Genomic DNA, 13,826 nt, shown 5'->3' on the forward strand with positions numbered 1-13,826 from the left:
AGCCAATGTGATTGATCATCCCCCACCGGGGTCCGAATGACCAGGCCGGCCCTACCGTTGATGCAGACCGTGAACCGAACCACCAGCGCAGGAACGTGATGTCCGCCCCGCCCCGCCCCGACTTCCCCCCGACCGCCCCCCTTCCGATCAGTACCGCCCGCCCGCCGTGGCGACACACCTTCATCGCCCTGAGCGTGCCGAACTTCCGCCTCTGGACGGCCGGCAACGTCGTGGCGATGACCGCCGGGTGGATGCAGCGCATCGCCCAGGACTGGCTCGTCCTCGAGCTGACCGGCAGCGCCACGGCCGTCGGCATCACCGTGGCGATGCAGTTCGCCCCGATGCTCTTCTTCGGCCTGCTCGGCGGGGTGATCGTCGACCGCTTCTCGAAGCGTGCCCTCATGCTCGTGACCCAGAGCGTCTTCGCCGTGCTCAGCCTGGGGCTCGCCGCCCTGACCCTCGCCGGCGTGGTCGAGGCCTTGCACGTCTTCGCCATCGCCTTCGCCACGGGCCTGGTGACCGTCGTCGACAACCCGGCCCGCCAGGTGATCGTCACCGAACTCGTCGGCCACACCCACCTCCGCAACGCGATCAGCGTGAACTCGAGCGTGTTCCAGCTCGGGGGCATGGTCGGCCCCGCGATCGCCGGCGTGCTGCTGCTGGCGGTCGGCGCGGGCTGGGCGTTCGTCGTCAACGGCGTCGCCTGCCTCGTGGTCGTCGTGATGCTGACCATGCTGCGGACGGCGCAGATGACGCGCGTCACCTCGTCCGCCCGAGGACGCGGCCAGTTGCGGCAGGGCCTCGCCTACGCCCGCTCGAAGCCGACGATCGTCGTGCCCGTGCTGCTCGTCGGCGTCTACGCCGTCTTCGGCCTCACGATGCCCGTGCTGCTGGCGTCGTTCGCGGCGGACGTCTACGACGTCGGGCCGGGTGGCTACGGCCTGTTCAACTCGATGATCGCCGTCGGGGCGTTGACCGGCGCCCTGCTGTCGACGCGGCGCGCGACCATCCGGCTGCGGACCATCGTCCTCGGCGTGCTCGTCACCGGTGTGCTGCAGGCCGTGGCCGGGTCGATGCCGTCACTCGTGCCGTTCGCCGTCGTGCTCGTCGGCGTCGGGCTCGCCTCGCTGCTGTTCTTGACGGCCGCGAACCAGCTGGTGCAGATGTCGAGCAACATCGCGATCCGGGGGCGCGTCATGTCGCTGTACATCCTCGTCCTGCTCGGTGGGCAGGCGATCGGTGGACCGCTCATGGGCGTGATCGTCGAGACGTTCGGCACGCACGTCGGCATGATCGTCTCGGGCGGCGTGCCCGCCGTCGCCGCCGCCGTGACGGCGCTGGTACTCGCCCGGCGGGGGCAGCTGACCCTGCAGGTGCGCACGCGGTGGCACGTGCCCGTCGTCACGATCGAGCATCGCTAGGCACGGCCGACGCGCCCGATCGCCGAAGCGGGCGTGTTCGTCGGTCCTGGTCGTGCGCGAGCGCCCGTCCGGCACGGACTCGCCCGGGTTCGGCGGGCGTCAGGCCGTCGAACCGTCAGACAGTCAGGCCGCGGGTGAGGGCGGCGACGACGTCGCCCATGAGTTCGCCGGCCGCCTGCTCGCCCGTGGCCGGCCAGTCGAAGGCGACGCCGAGGGTGATGCAGATGAGCACGCGGGCCAACGTCCGCGGCTCGAGCCCGGTCACCTGCACGGCCTGCCCCTGGAAGACCTCCTCGACGAGGCCGTGCAGGGCGTCGAGCACCTCGCGGCGCTGGCGGACGAAGTCGGCCATGACCTCGGGGTGGGAGAGGGCGTGGGCCCGGAACTCGCTCATCAGCGCGAAGTCCTCGACCTGTCCGGGGCCGTAGGGCGCGAACGCCGTGCCGATCTTCTCCGGCAACTGGTCGAGCGAGGTGCCCGGGAAGAACATGCCCTGCAGGGCGCCGAGCGCACCGTCGGTCTCGCGACGCATGAGACTGCGGACGAGATCGTCCTTCGAGGAGAAGTTCGAGTAGACCGCGCCCTTGCTGAACCCGGCGGCCCGCGCGACGTCGTCGAGGGTGGTCGCGTGGACCCCGCGTCGCGAGAACAGATCGGCCGCCGCGTCGAGCAGTCGCTGCTTGACCTCGGCTCGTGGGATGCGGGGAACGGGAGCCCCGTCGTTGGTGGCCATGCAGCGACCCTAACGGGTGCGGGTGATCCTCAGAAGTCACCCGCGCCACCCCCGGAGAAGTCGCATACCGAAGGGTATCGAGGCGCTACCATCGTGATCGCCTGGTGAACCCGAAGCATCAGGAGACCGCGCGGGTGCGCGACCGTCCGACCCTCACCACGTCGCCAGGTCGGGCGCGCACCCCGCACCTCGCTCGCCGACAGGGGCCGTCCCCAGGGGCTCGACCCGCGCCTCCTGATGCCGTCCGCGACCCGCCTCAGATCGCGGTGCGTCGCGCCGACCCGCCGAAGCCGATCGAGACGTCCAGGCGCCACGCCTTCGGTTCGCCCGAGACGTGGGTCGTTCCCACGAAGCGCAGCCGGTCGCCGGCGCCGAGGCTCAGCACCCCGTGCACGTCGAGGTTCTCGCCGAGCCGGAAGACGATCTCGTGCTCGTCGAGCAGCTCGTCGTCGACCGTGGCGCCGAAGGTGGCGCCGTCGAACTTCACGGGCACGTCACGGAACACCAGCGACGGCGGCTCGTCGGACCAGTCCGCCACCTCGGGCACCCGCCCCGCGACGATGCGGGCGTCCACGACGCCGTCGTCTCCGAGCGTGACCGAGGAGGCGCGCAGGTCGATGCCGAGCTCGTCACCGTCGATGCGAAAGCGGTTCTCCACGGCCCCACGCTACCCAGCACGGGCGTCGGGCGGAATGGCCGGACCGGGTCCGGGGTTCGCCCGGTCATGAAGAAGCGCATCGGGTTCCTGTCGTTCGGCCACTACCAGGACGTGCGCGGCTCGGCGACGCCGACCGCCCGGGAGGCGCTGGTCCAGTCGATCGAGCTGGCCGAGGCCGCGGAGGAGATCGGCATCGACGTGGCCGCCGTGCGCGTCCACCACTTCGTGCGCCAGGCCGCCAACCCGTTCCCGCTGCTCGCGGCGATGGCCGCGCGCACGAGCCGCATCGAACTCGGCACCGGAGTCATCGACATGCGTTACGAGAACCCGCTCTCGATGGCGGAGCAGGCCGCGGCCGCCGACCTGATCAGCGCCGGCCGACTGCAGCTCGGCGTGAGCCGCGGCTCACCCGAGCCCTCCCTGCGGGGCTGGGAGGCGTTCGGCCACGTCCCCCTCGACGGTGAGAGCGACGCCGACCTCGCCCGCCGGCACACCAAGCTGTTCCGTGCGGCGATCGACGGCGCCGACGTCGCCGAGTCCGACCCGAAGATGACCGGCTGGTCGCACGGCCTCTCGGTCGAGCCCCACTCCCCCGGCCTCGGCGAGCGCATCTGGTGGGGTTCGGGCAGCCGCTCGACGGCCGTCTGGACCGGCGAGCAGGGCATGAACCTGATGAGCAGCACCCTGTTGACCGAGGACACCGGGGTGCCGTTCGACGAACTGCAGGCCGAGCAGATCTCGCTCTACCGCGAGGCCTACCGCGCCGCCGGTCACACGCGTGAGCCGCGGGTGTCGGTCAGCCGCAGCGTGATCCCGATCACGACCGACGAGGACCGTCGGTACTTCGGCGTCCGCGCCCAGGCCGACTCGCAGGACCAGGTCGGGCTGCTGGACGGCGTCCAGTCGCGGTTCGGCAAGAGCTACGTGGGCGAGCCCGACGTCATCGCCGAGCAGTTGGCGGCCGACGCCGCGGTGCGGGCCGCCGACACGATCCTGCTGACCGTGCCGAACCAGCTCGGGGTCGCCTACAACGCCCGCCTGCTGCAGACGGTGGCCGACCACGTCGCCCCGGCGTTCGGCTGGGAGCCGAACCTGGCCCGCGCGAGCTGAGCCGCGCCTCCTGCACCGCGCCTCCTCGGCTGGCGTCACGGGCTGCGGTAGACAAGGGGCATGTTCACCGACCTGCCCGAGCCCGCCCTGCGGGAGTACCGCAGCACCCAGACCGACCCGGACGACTTCGACGAGTTCTGGGCCACGACGCTCGCCGAGACCCGGGCGCACCCGCTCGACCTGAGGGTCGAACGGGTCGACACGGGGCTGACGACGGTCGACGTGTACGACGTGACCTTCGCCGGGTGGGCGGGTCAGCCCGTGCGGGCCTGGCTGCGCGTGCCGGCCGCGGCGAAGGGACCGCTGCCGGCGGTCGTCCAGTTCGTCGGCTACGGCGGCGGGCGCGGTGCCGCCGTCGAGAACCTGTTCTGGTCGTCCGCCGGGTTCGCCCACCTGCAGATGGACACCCGGGGTCAGGGCTCGGGGTGGAGTCTCGGCGCCACCCCCGACCCCGACGGTTCAGGCCCGGCCCACCCCGGCGTCATGACGCGGGGCGTGGACTCGCGTGAGACGTACTACTACCGGCGGGTGTTCACGGACGCCGTCCGGGCAGTCGAGGCCGCCCGCGAGCTCGACGTCGTCGACGCCTCCCGGGTGTCCGTCGTCGGCGGCAGCCAGGGCGGCGGCATCGCCCTCGCCGTCGCGGGACTCGTCCCCGACCTCGCCGCCGTCGCGGCGTACGTCCCGTTCCTTTGCGACTTCCGGCGGGCGACCGTCATCACCGACGCCGACCCGTACAAGGAGATCGGACGCTACCTGGCGGTCCATCGACACCGCGCCTCCTCGGTGCACGACGTGCTCGCCTACTTCGACGGCGTCAACTTCGCCAAGCGGGCGGCGGCCCCGGCTACGTTCACGACCGCGTTGATGGACCCGACCTGCCCGCCGTCGACCGTGTTCGGCGCGTTCCACGCGTACGCCGGGGCGGCCGACATCACGGTCTGGCCGTACAACGGGCACGAGGGCGGCGGGTTCGAGGACGACCTGCTCGCGCTCGCCCTCTTCCGCGGCGCCGGGGCCTGAGCCCGGGGCCGCGCACCCGCCGAGATGTCACGACCGGCCGCTCATCTCCGAAGGTGAGCGGCCGGTCGTCACATCTCGGCACGAACGGCAGGAACACTCCGGGGCCGGGTCTGGTTGGCTCCGGACATGAAGTCGATCGTGTACTCCGAGACCGGACCCGCTCCCACCGTGCTGCAGCTCGTCGACCGAGACCTGCCCGAACCCGCCGCCGGCGAGGTGCGGGTGCGCGTCGTGTTCTCGGGCGTCAACCCCACCGACTGGAAGTCCCGCGCGGGCGGCGGCCCCGGCGAGTCCCTGCCGTTCCCCGAGGTCACGCCGAACCAGGACGGCTCGGGCGTCGTCGACGCCGTCGGCGAGGGTGTCACCGGCCTGTCGGTCGGCGACCGCGTCTGGACCTACCTCTCGGCCCACCAACGCCCCACCGGCACCGCGCAGGAGTTCACCGTGCTGCCCGCCTCGCGCGTCGTCCCGCTGCCCGAGGGCGTCGGCCTCGACGTCGGCGCGAGCCTCGGCGTCCCCGCCATGACCGCCCACCGCGCACTCACCGTGTGGGAGGACGGCCCGAGCCGCCTGACCCCCGGCAGCCTCGACGGCGCCGTCGTCCTCGTCGCCGGAGGCGCGGGTGCGGTCGGCCACGCCGCCATCCAGCTCGCCCGTTGGGCCGGGGCCACCGTCGTCACGACGATCAGCAACGACGAGAAGGCCGCCCTCGCGACGGCCGCCGGCGCGCACCACGTCGTCAACTACCGCACGGACGACGCCGCCACTCGCATCCGCGAGATCGCCCCCGACGGCGTCGACGTCGTCGTGGAGGTCGCGATCTCGCAGAACGCGGACCTGCTGTCCGAGGTCGTCGCGCACCGCGCCTCCGTGGCCATCTACGCCGACAACGGCGGCGACACGACGACCATCCCGATCCGCGCGAACATGATCACCAACACCCGGTTCCAATTCGTCCTGCTCTACACCGTGGGCGAGGAGGCGCTGCAGGCGGCCGTCGAGGACGTCACCGCAGCCCTGCGCGACGGCGTCCTGCCGGTCGGCGAGGCCGCCGGCCTGCCGCTGCACACCTTCCCGCTCGCCGAGACGGCCGCCGCCCACGAGGCCGTCGAGGGCGACGTGGTCGGCAAGGTGCTGATCGAGGTCTCCACCGAGTAGTCGAAAGGCGCGGCGTCGAAGGGCGCGGGTGGCGCGGCGCTGGTTAGGCTCGCGGGGTGACCGACGCCGACCGCCGACCCGCGCCTCCCGCACCTCCCGTCCCGCTCAGCCCGGTGCAGGCCGAGGCCGTCCGTCGGGGTGTCCTGCCACCCGTCGAGGAGGTCCGGCACGGTGTCTGGTCCGTCGCGTTCGAGTTCGGCGACGGCATCGACGACCACTCGCTGGGCTACGTCGTCGAGGGCTCGGACGGCGTCCTGACCGTCATCGACCCCGGGTGGGGTGTCGCCGCCAACCTCGACCGGCTCGAGACCGCCCTCGCCGAGGTCGACCACTCGCTCGCCGACGTCGACCTGATCGCCGTGACCCACCTGCACGCCGACCACCTGGGCGGCGCCGAGGCGCTGCGCCGGGCCTCCGGCGCCCGGATCGCCCTGCACGCCGCCGAGCAGCGCGCACTGGGGGAGCGAACGTCCGACGCCGCGGCCGCCGACGCCGACATCGCCCGATGGGGCGCACCCGGAGACGACCAGGAGGCGCTGGTCGCCTCCTGGGGGTCGGGTCGCCACCTGCCCGCGGTCACCGCCGACCTGCTGCTCGGCGACGGCGACGTGCTGCCGATCGCGGGACGACTGCTGCGTGCCGTGCACACCCCGGGTCACACCGCGGGCCACCTCTGCTTCGTCGAACCCGAGCAGCGACTCGTCTTCACGGGCGACCACGTCCTGCCGCGCATCAACCCCGGGATCGGCCTCGGCGGACGCACCGGGACGAACCCGCTGACGGACTACCTCGCGTCACTCGACCGCATGGTGGCGCTCGACGTCGCCGGACCCGACGCCCTCGAGGTCTGCCCCGGGCACGAGTACCGCTTCGTCGGCCTCCGCGGGAGGGCCGAGGCTCTCATCGCCCACCGCGCCGACCGCAGCCGGGACGCCGCCGCCGCCCTGGACGCGCTCGACCGGCCGACGGTCTGGCAGGTCGCCGAGCGCATGTCGTGGAGCGGCGGCATCGCCTCACTGCACGGCTACCGGTTGGGCTCGGCGCTCGCCCAGACCGAGTGGCACGTGCAGGACCTCGGCCGCGCAGACGAGTTGCACGGCGCCTGACACCTGCCCGAGGACGCTGCGAGGCGACCGGCCTATTGTCGAGCGCGGCCCCGAGGGACGCACCGCGCCTCCTGCCCGGACCGCCACCACGACCGAGGAGAGACATGAGCACGACCACGCCCCCCACCCGCACCCGCACCGCCCTCGTCCTGGGCGGCGGTGGCATCACCGGCATCGCGTGGGAGCTCGGCGTGCTGTCACGACTGCTCGAGGCCGGCGTGCCCGTGGACGACGCCGACCTCGTCGTCGGCACCTCGGCCGGGTCGGTCGTCGGCACGATGGTGCGGCTCGGCCGCGTCGACGAAGGATTGCGCGAGCAGTTCGAGGCCGTCACCGAGCTGCCGTCGGGCTCGATCGACCCCGACGTGTTCCAGCAGACGCTCGGCCAGGCCCTGGCCGGGGTGACCAACCAGCAGGAGGCGCGGGCCCGGATCGGCGCACTGGCGCGCGAGACGCCCGTGGTCGCGGACGAACCCGAGCTCGTCACGACGATGCGGGACCGCTTCGGAGGCGCCGCCTGGCCCGACGCGGCCCTGACCGTCTGCACCGTGGACGCCACCGACGGCACGTTCCGCCCGCTGGACGCCGACTCGGGCGTCGACCTGTACCGCGCCGTGGCCGCGAGCTGCTCGGTGCCCGTGGTCTGGCCCACCGTCGAGGTCGACGGCCGCCCGACCATGGACGGCGGCGTCCGCTCGGGCACCAACGCCGACCTGGCCGACGACTACGACCGGGTGCTGGTGCTGTCGTGCGGACCCGAGCTCGACGTCTCGCCGCTCGGCCCGACCCTGCCGCAGGTCGTCGCCGCCCGACGCGCCGCCGGTCGGGACGTGCTGGTCGTCGAGGCCGACGCCGAATCCCTGCAGGCGTTCGGCACCGACGTGCTCGCCACGAGCACCCGGCGCCCGGCTGCCGAAGCCGGTCGTCGGCAGGCCGAGGCCGTCCTCGGCGACGTCCGCGCCTTCTGGACGGGCATCACCGCCTGACCCGCGCCGCCCGTCACAGAGCCAGGACGGCACGCAGTCCGGCGTCGACGTCGTCCCGGAGGTACACGGGAAGCGTGGCGACCGTCGGACCCAGGTCGCCCTCGTCGACCGTCGAGATCTGGGTGACGTTCGCGACGGAATCCCGGTCGAGCCCCGAGGCGGCGGCGGGCACGAACACATTGCCGGGATGGGCCGCGAGCCAGGTGGAACTGGTGAGGCTCACGACGACCACAGTCGACAGTGCGCTGTGAGAGTAGGCATCGGCTTGCACGACGACCACGGGTCGGTGTTTCGCCGGAGAGCTACCCCTCGGGTCGCCCAGATCGACCCAGCAGACGTCGCCCCGGCTCACCATGCGTCGTCCACCGTCGCGGACTCGAGACGTCGCTTCGAGAACCCGACGAAGTCGGCGGTCTCGGAGTCGCTGCGGCCCGCGTCGAGGGCGATGGCCGTGTTGAGGCGTTCGGTCACGGACCGTTGCTCGAGTTCGTCCAAGTAACGCTCGGCGGCTCGAGCGAAGAATTGTGATCGGTTGATGCCCAGTTCGGCCACACGACGCTCGACGCGTTCGAAGGTGGCATCGGGGAGGGAGATCGCTGTCTTCATCGATGGAGTATAACCCGGTATGACCTGTGGCGAAGAGGTGGACGAGAGCGCGCGTGCAGGGGAGGAATTTCTCATGTCGGAAGCGTAGGGAGTGCCTCCGACACCGAGCATCGTCCCGCGACGGGCAGGCCGTGGGGCTGCCGGGCCGGTACCCTCGGGACGTGACCACCGCCTCCCCCACGCTCCGCATCGCCCTCGTGTCGCTGCACACGTCCCCCGGTGCCGAGCCCGGATCGGGTGACGTCGGCGGCATGAACGTCGTCGTGCGGAACCAGGCCGAGGCGCTCGGGGCCGCGGGGCACGAGGTCGAGATCCTGACCCGTCGCTCGTCGCCCGACGAGCCCTCGAGCGTGGCCCTGTCGCCCGGCGTGACCCTCCGGTTCCTCGACGCCGGCCCGGCCGAGCCCGTCACCAAGGGGCGCAACGAGCTCTTCGTCGACGAGTTCCGCGACCGGCTCGCCGAGCTCGGGCCGTGGGACGTCGTCCACTCGCACCACTGGTTCTCGGGCATGGCCGCCCTGCCCGTGGCCCGCGCCCTCGGCGTGCCCCACCTGCAGAGCTTCCACTCGATCGCCGCCCACGACTCGACCCCCCTCTCGCACGGCGAACGCGCCGAGTCCCCCGGCCGCCTCGCCGGAGAAGAGATGCTCGCCCGAGAGTCGGACGCCGTCGTCGCCATCAGCCACGCCGAGGCCGCGACCGTCACGTCCCGGCTCGGCGGCCGGGCCGACCGGGTCCACGTCGTCCTGCCGGGCGTCGACGCCGAGCTGTTCCACCCCGCGGCGGCCGACCACCCCGCTCCGGCCCGCCCCTACGTCGTCGTGGCCGGTCGGCTCGAACCCCTCAAGGCCCCCGACCTCGCCATCCGCGCCGTGGCGGCCGTGCCCGCCGAGGTCCGCCCCGAGCTCGTCATCGCCGGGGGCGCCTCGACCGAGTTCGCCGGCTACGAGTCCGAGCTGAGCGCGTTGAGCGACGAACTCGACCTCACCGTGCACTTCCTCGGCCCGCGCTCGCGGCCGGGCCTCGCCGCGCTGCTGCGCGACGCGTCGCTCGTGCTCGTGCCCTCGCACTCCGAGACCTACGGGCTCATCGCCCTCGAGGCCGCGGCCAGCGGCGTCCCCGTGATCGCCGCGGCCTCGGGCGGGCTCCGCGAGTCGGTGGTCGACGGCGTGACGGGCATCGTGCTCACGCTGCGCGATCCGCAGACCTGGGCCCGGGCCCTGACGCAGGTGCTCGCGGACGCGGGGCTGCGCGACCGGCTCTCGCGCGCCTCCCGGTCCCATGCGCTCGACCACCCGTGGTCGCGCTCGGCCGACGACCTCGTGGGCGTCTACTGCGGCTTGCTCGCCCGCCAGGGGTCGCCCTGCGTCGCGGCCTCGGCCTGACCACTCCGCGCTCGGGCGCACGCCCCGGCACCAGCCCGTCGACGGGGGTCGGGCCTAGGCTCTGACCGTGTCGCGCCGAGGCGCCGGCACATCCCGCGCAGACCGCCCGACCACCACAGGAGGCCACCGATGACCGACGACACCTTGCTGCAGACGCTCATCGAGCAAGAAGAGCGTCTCGTCTTCCGGCGGTTCACCCTCGACGTCGCCCTCGACCTGGGCGCCCACCTGCTGGCCGAGGCCCGGCGCCGTGACCTCGCCGTCGCCGTCACCGTGCGACACGGTCGGCAGCGGGCCTTCCACGCGGCCCTGCCCGGCAGCAGCCTCGACAACGACGAGTGGCTCGACCGCAAGGCCCGCGTCGTCGAGCGGTACGGGCAGAGCTCGTACCGGGTGGGCGAGGCGTTCCGGGTGCAGGGCGGCAGCTTCGACGAGAAGTCGCGCCTCGACACCGGCCTGTACGCCGCGCACGGCGGGCTCTTCCCCGTCCGCGTCGTCGGCGTCGGCGTCGTCGGCTCGGCCGGCGTCTCGGGCCTGCCGCAGGCCGACGACCACGCGTTCGTCGTCGACGTGATCGAGGACTTCCTCGACCACGGCTACGACGCCTGACCCCACCGCCCGGGCATCACGTGGACGACCCGACCGCAGGAGGCGCGGTGCCGGCCCCTGACTCCCCCTCCGACGACGAGGCGGCCGCGTCGCTGCGCGCCCTCGTCGAGCACGCGGCCGCCGACCTGGCCGCCCGTGACGCGCGCACCGAGGCCCTCGCCCGGTACAAGCCCGCCCGCCGCATCGTCGTGGTGAAGACGGCGGAGTCGCTCGAGCCCGCCGGGCGTGCCTGGCGCCTCGGGGTGCTGCTGCTCGGCACGGACGGCCGCGTCTTCGAGACCGGTCGCATCACGCGTGCCGTGACGCCGACCCGCTCGCAGCACCTGTCCGCCCAGGTCGAGCAACGCAAGGCCGAACGGCGCGCGGCGGTGCGGGGCCACTTCGCCGAGGGCGAGGTCGTGAACTACGGGTACGAGCCGGTGGACCTGTCGACCGGGGCGTTGCAGGGCGGCGAGCAGCGCCTCCTCGTCCGTGACGGACGTGCCCTCGTGCGCTGGGGCACGGCGGCCGGCGAGGTCCGCGACCTCGCCGCGTACCTCGCCGACCGCGCCGAGCTGCTCTAGCGGGCCGTCTGCTGCGGGGCGGTCTCCCGAGCTGCCGGCGCGGGCTCGGTGGGGTCGGCGTCGAGGAAAGGCAGGTCCTCGAGGTCGATGTTCGGGTTGGCGTCCTGCGACTCGACCAGCTCGTGCGCCTCGGCCTCGGTGGCCACGCTCGGCATGGAGCCGGGCAGGGGGCGTTGCGACGACTCCTTCATGAACCAGACCGCCACGGCTCCGACCAGCGAGGTCGCCATGAGGAAGAACGCCGGCACGAGCTCGTTGCCCGTCGCCTGCAGCAGCGCCTGGATGATCAGCGGCGTCGTCCCGCCGAACACGGCGATCGCGACGTTGTACGACACGCCCATCGCGCCGTAGCGGCTGGCGGTCGGGAACAGTGCGGGCAGCGACGAGGCCTGGCTCGACACCCAGAGCGCCACGCTGACGGCCAGCAACGAGAGTCCGGCGAGCGTCGTCGCGATGCTGCCGAGGCCGATCAGCAGGAACGCCGGCAAAGCGAGCAACAGCACCGACGCGGCGCCGAGCCACATGACGGGTCGACGACCGATGCGGTCGCTGAGCCGCCCGGCCACCGGCAGGAGCAGGGCGAGCAGCACGAGCACCGGGATCGTCAGCAACGTGCCGTGCAGCGGGTCGTAGCCGAGCGAGTCGGTCAGGTAGGTCGGCATGTAGCTGGTCAGGGCGTAGCCGACGGTGTTGGACGCGGCGACGAGGCCGATCGCGATGACGATCGGACGCCAGTGCTGACGGACGAGGGCCAGGGTGTTGCGCGGACGGCCCTGCGCGTCGGCGATCTCGCCGACCTTGTTCTCCTGAGCGTCCTGCGTCGCCTGGAACGCGGGCGACTCCTCGATCTTCAGGCGGAAGTAGATCGCGACGACCCCGAGCACGCCGGCCAGCAGGAACGGCAGCCGCCAGGCCCAGTCGAGCATCTGCTGCTCGGTGGTCAGCAGCTGCAGCACCGACACGACGGCGGCACCGAGCGCGAAGCCCAGGTAGCTGCCGAGGTCGAGGATGCTCGCGAAGAAGCCGCGTCGCTTGTCAGGTGCGTACTCGCTGACGAACGTCGTCGCCCCGGCGTACTCGCCGCCGGTCGAGAAGCCCTGCAGCAGCTTGAGCACGACGAGGGCGACCGGGGCGAGGGCGCCGATCGCGGCGAAGTCGGGCAGCACGCCGATCAGGAAGGTCGCGCCCGCCATCAGGATGAGCGTGGTCGCGAGCACCTTCTGACGTCCGACCCGGTCACCGAGGCGGCCGAAGACGACCCCGCCGAGCGGGCGCGCGACGTAGGTCGAGGCGAAGACGCCGAGGCTGAACAGGATCTGCAGCGACGGGTCGGCCTCGGGCAGGAAGACCCGGCCCATCGTGACGGCGAGGTAGCCGTAGACGCCGACGTCGTACCACTCCATGGTGTTGCCGACGACGGTGCCGCCGATGGCGCGCTTCATCATCGCCGGATCGACGACGGTGACGTCGTCGACGCGCAGACGCCTCGGACTCCGCCGTCCGGAGGCGCGGGTCGGGCGGTCGGGACGGGTCTCGCGGGCAGGGGTGGGTGGGGTTCCCATGAACGACGTTCCTCTGGATCTCGGGCGCCGGTCGGTCGGACGGGCGCCTCGGCGATCGAGCTGCGGAGGGGCGGTGCCCGGCTGCCGCGGCCCGAGTGGTCGGGTCGACGGCGGGCAACGTTACCGGCATCTCGGCGGCGGATTGCCAGGGCATTCGGAGGGAGGCTCACTGATCACCCAGGCGGCGAGGAAGGAACTCCCGAGCGGATCGCCTATCGTCGATGTCGACTTCCGTGCCGGTCGCCGCCCGCTGATCGCCACACGACCCGACCCCCAGGAGGCCCGCCGTGCGCCGCGTGCTGATCGCCGTCTCCGTCGTCTTCGGCGTCGGGCTCGTCGCCTTCGTCGTCGCGATCGCCATGGTCGTCTCGGCCCTCACCGCACCCCGCGACGAGAGCGTCACGGCGATCACGTCGACGCCGACCCCGGCCTGTCCCGAGGTCGACCCGGTGATGGTCGGCGACATCGAGGTGCCGGCCGGGCCGGTCGCCGGCTACTGCCAGGACCGTCTCGTGAACGCCGCCTACATCATGCTGGCGGCGCGGGCCCAGGGCATCGGCGAACACACCCAGGCCATCGGCGTGATGACCGCGATGGGCGAGTCGAGCCTGCGCAACATCGACTACGGCGACGCCGTCGGTCCCGACAGCCGAGGGCTCTTCCAGCAGCGCGACAACGGCCAGTGGGGCACCTACGAACAGCGGATGGACCCGTACACGGCGGCGACCAGCTTCTTCACGAAGCTCGTGGCGATCCCGGGTTGGAAGGACCTGACGCCGACCCAGGCGGCGCACGCCGTGCAGGTCAACGCCGACCCCGACCACTACACGAGGTGGTTCCCCGACGCCGAGGTGGTCGTGGCGGAGCTGTCGAGCTGAGCCGCGCCTCCTCGGGTCGGGGACCGGC

Annotated in this window: 15 protein-coding genes; 10 read left to right on the forward strand and 5 right to left on the reverse strand. The window is 72.7% G+C overall.

The window, feature by feature from the left end:
* Positions 1-98 precede the first annotated feature (98 nt).
* Positions 99-1,421, forward strand: coding sequence for an MFS transporter (locus ASG28_RS06110; RefSeq protein ID WP_055973114.1), 1,323 nt, complete (start codon positions 99-101; stop codon positions 1,419-1,421).
* Between the two features lie 115 nt (positions 1,422-1,536).
* Here the strand turns inward: ASG28_RS06110 and ASG28_RS06115 are convergent, their stop codons facing one another.
* The gene (locus ASG28_RS06115; protein WP_055973117.1) at positions 1,537-2,154 is read right to left on the reverse strand and encodes a TetR/AcrR family transcriptional regulator; all 618 of its coding nucleotides are present in this window, start codon (positions 2,152-2,154) and stop codon (positions 1,537-1,539) included.
* A 256-nt stretch (positions 2,155-2,410) separates the two neighbouring features.
* Positions 2,411-2,812, reverse strand: a complete 402-nt coding sequence (locus ASG28_RS06120; RefSeq protein ID WP_055973119.1) for a hypothetical protein — start codon at positions 2,810-2,812, stop codon at positions 2,411-2,413.
* A 66-nt stretch (positions 2,813-2,878) separates the two neighbouring features.
* On the opposite strand from ASG28_RS06120, the gene ASG28_RS06125 reads away from it, so the two are divergent.
* The 5 genes from ASG28_RS06125 to ASG28_RS06145 all read left to right on the forward strand — a co-directional run bounded on the left by ASG28_RS06125 (position 2,879) and on the right by ASG28_RS06145 (position 8,195).
* On the forward strand, positions 2,879-3,922 hold the full coding sequence (locus tag ASG28_RS06125) for an LLM class flavin-dependent oxidoreductase (protein ID WP_055973122.1): 1,044 nt from the start codon (positions 2,879-2,881) through the stop codon (positions 3,920-3,922).
* A 60-nt stretch (positions 3,923-3,982) separates the two neighbouring features.
* Positions 3,983-4,945, forward strand: coding sequence for an acetylxylan esterase (locus ASG28_RS06130; protein WP_055973125.1), 963 nt, complete (start codon positions 3,983-3,985; stop codon positions 4,943-4,945).
* 126 nt (positions 4,946-5,071) lie between these two features.
* A complete protein-coding gene (locus ASG28_RS06135; RefSeq protein ID WP_055973128.1) occupies positions 5,072-6,103 on the forward strand; it encodes an NADPH:quinone reductase in 1,032 nt (343 codons plus the stop codon).
* A gap of 56 nt (positions 6,104-6,159) precedes the next feature.
* The gene (locus ASG28_RS06140) at positions 6,160-7,209 is read left to right on the forward strand and encodes an MBL fold metallo-hydrolase (protein ID WP_055973131.1); all 1,050 of its coding nucleotides are present in this window, start codon (positions 6,160-6,162) and stop codon (positions 7,207-7,209) included.
* Positions 7,210-7,313: 104 nt separating this feature from the next.
* Positions 7,314-8,195 carry a patatin-like phospholipase family protein gene (locus ASG28_RS06145; RefSeq protein ID WP_055973134.1) on the forward strand — a complete coding sequence of 294 codons (882 nt, stop codon included), beginning with the start codon at positions 7,314-7,316 and terminating at the stop codon, positions 8,193-8,195.
* 13 nt (positions 8,196-8,208) lie between these two features.
* Here ASG28_RS06145 and ASG28_RS06150 read toward each other — a convergent pair whose 3' ends face one another.
* Complete coding sequence (locus tag ASG28_RS06150) at positions 8,209-8,550, reverse strand: type II toxin-antitoxin system PemK/MazF family toxin (RefSeq protein ID WP_055973137.1); 342 nt, start codon at positions 8,548-8,550, stop codon at positions 8,209-8,211.
* Positions 8,544-8,801, reverse strand: coding sequence for a ribbon-helix-helix protein, CopG family (locus ASG28_RS06155; RefSeq protein ID WP_082454423.1), 258 nt, complete (start codon positions 8,799-8,801; stop codon positions 8,544-8,546). The genes ASG28_RS06150 and ASG28_RS06155 overlap by 7 nt, the downstream gene beginning before the upstream one ends.
* 161 nt (positions 8,802-8,962) lie before the next feature.
* Between ASG28_RS06155 and ASG28_RS06160 the strand changes: the two genes are divergently transcribed.
* The 3 genes from ASG28_RS06160 to ASG28_RS06170 all read left to right on the forward strand — a co-directional run bounded on the left by ASG28_RS06160 (position 8,963) and on the right by ASG28_RS06170 (position 11,358).
* Positions 8,963-10,186, forward strand: a complete 1,224-nt coding sequence (locus ASG28_RS06160; protein WP_055977044.1) for a glycosyltransferase — start codon at positions 8,963-8,965, stop codon at positions 10,184-10,186.
* 129 nt (positions 10,187-10,315) lie between these two features.
* The gene (locus ASG28_RS06165; protein WP_055973139.1) at positions 10,316-10,795 is read left to right on the forward strand and encodes a heme-degrading domain-containing protein; all 480 of its coding nucleotides are present in this window, start codon (positions 10,316-10,318) and stop codon (positions 10,793-10,795) included.
* A 20-nt stretch (positions 10,796-10,815) separates the two neighbouring features.
* On the forward strand, positions 10,816-11,358 hold the full coding sequence (locus tag ASG28_RS06170; protein ID WP_055973142.1) for a hypothetical protein: 543 nt from the start codon (positions 10,816-10,818) through the stop codon (positions 11,356-11,358).
* Here ASG28_RS06170 and ASG28_RS06175 read toward each other — a convergent pair.
* Positions 11,355-12,920: an MFS transporter gene (locus tag ASG28_RS06175; protein WP_055973145.1), complete on the reverse strand. Its 1,566-nt coding sequence runs from the start codon at positions 12,918-12,920 to the stop codon at positions 11,355-11,357. The two genes, ASG28_RS06170 and ASG28_RS06175, sit on opposite strands and share 4 nt — an antisense overlap.
* A 287-nt stretch (positions 12,921-13,207) precedes the next feature.
* On the opposite strand from ASG28_RS06175, the gene ASG28_RS06180 reads away from it, so the two are divergent.
* The gene (locus tag ASG28_RS06180; RefSeq protein WP_055973147.1) at positions 13,208-13,798 is read left to right on the forward strand and encodes a hypothetical protein; all 591 of its coding nucleotides are present in this window, start codon (positions 13,208-13,210) and stop codon (positions 13,796-13,798) included.
* Positions 13,799-13,826 lie beyond the last annotated feature (28 nt).

This window comes from Frigoribacterium sp. Leaf415 (assembly GCF_001424645.1).
Lineage (GTDB): Bacteria > Actinomycetota > Actinomycetes > Actinomycetales > Microbacteriaceae > Frigoribacterium.

Coding starts and splice junctions, on each gene's coding strand:
- ASG28_RS06165 (WP_055973139.1), top strand. CDS start 10,316: ATGACCGACGACACCTTGCTGCAGACGCTCATCGAGCAAGAAGAGCGT.
- ASG28_RS06145 (WP_055973134.1), top strand. CDS start 7,314: ATGAGCACGACCACGCCCCCCACCCGCACCCGCACCGCCCTCGTCCTG.
- ASG28_RS06125 (WP_055973122.1), top strand. CDS start 2,879: ATGAAGAAGCGCATCGGGTTCCTGTCGTTCGGCCACTACCAGGACGTG.
- ASG28_RS06135 (WP_055973128.1), top strand. CDS start 5,072: ATGAAGTCGATCGTGTACTCCGAGACCGGACCCGCTCCCACCGTGCTG.
- ASG28_RS06130 (WP_055973125.1), top strand. CDS start 3,983: ATGTTCACCGACCTGCCCGAGCCCGCCCTGCGGGAGTACCGCAGCACC.
- ASG28_RS06110 (WP_055973114.1), top strand. CDS start 99: ATGTCCGCCCCGCCCCGCCCCGACTTCCCCCCGACCGCCCCCCTTCCG.
- ASG28_RS06155 (WP_082454423.1), bottom strand. CDS start 8,801: ATGAAGACAGCGATCTCCCTCCCCGATGCCACCTTCGAACGCGTCGAG.
- ASG28_RS06150 (WP_055973137.1), bottom strand. CDS start 8,550: ATGGTGAGCCGGGGCGACGTCTGCTGGGTCGATCTGGGCGACCCGAGG.
- ASG28_RS06115 (WP_055973117.1), bottom strand. CDS start 2,154: ATGGCCACCAACGACGGGGCTCCCGTTCCCCGCATCCCACGAGCCGAG.
- ASG28_RS06175 (WP_055973145.1), bottom strand. CDS start 12,920: ATGGGAACCCCACCCACCCCTGCCCGCGAGACCCGTCCCGACCGCCCG.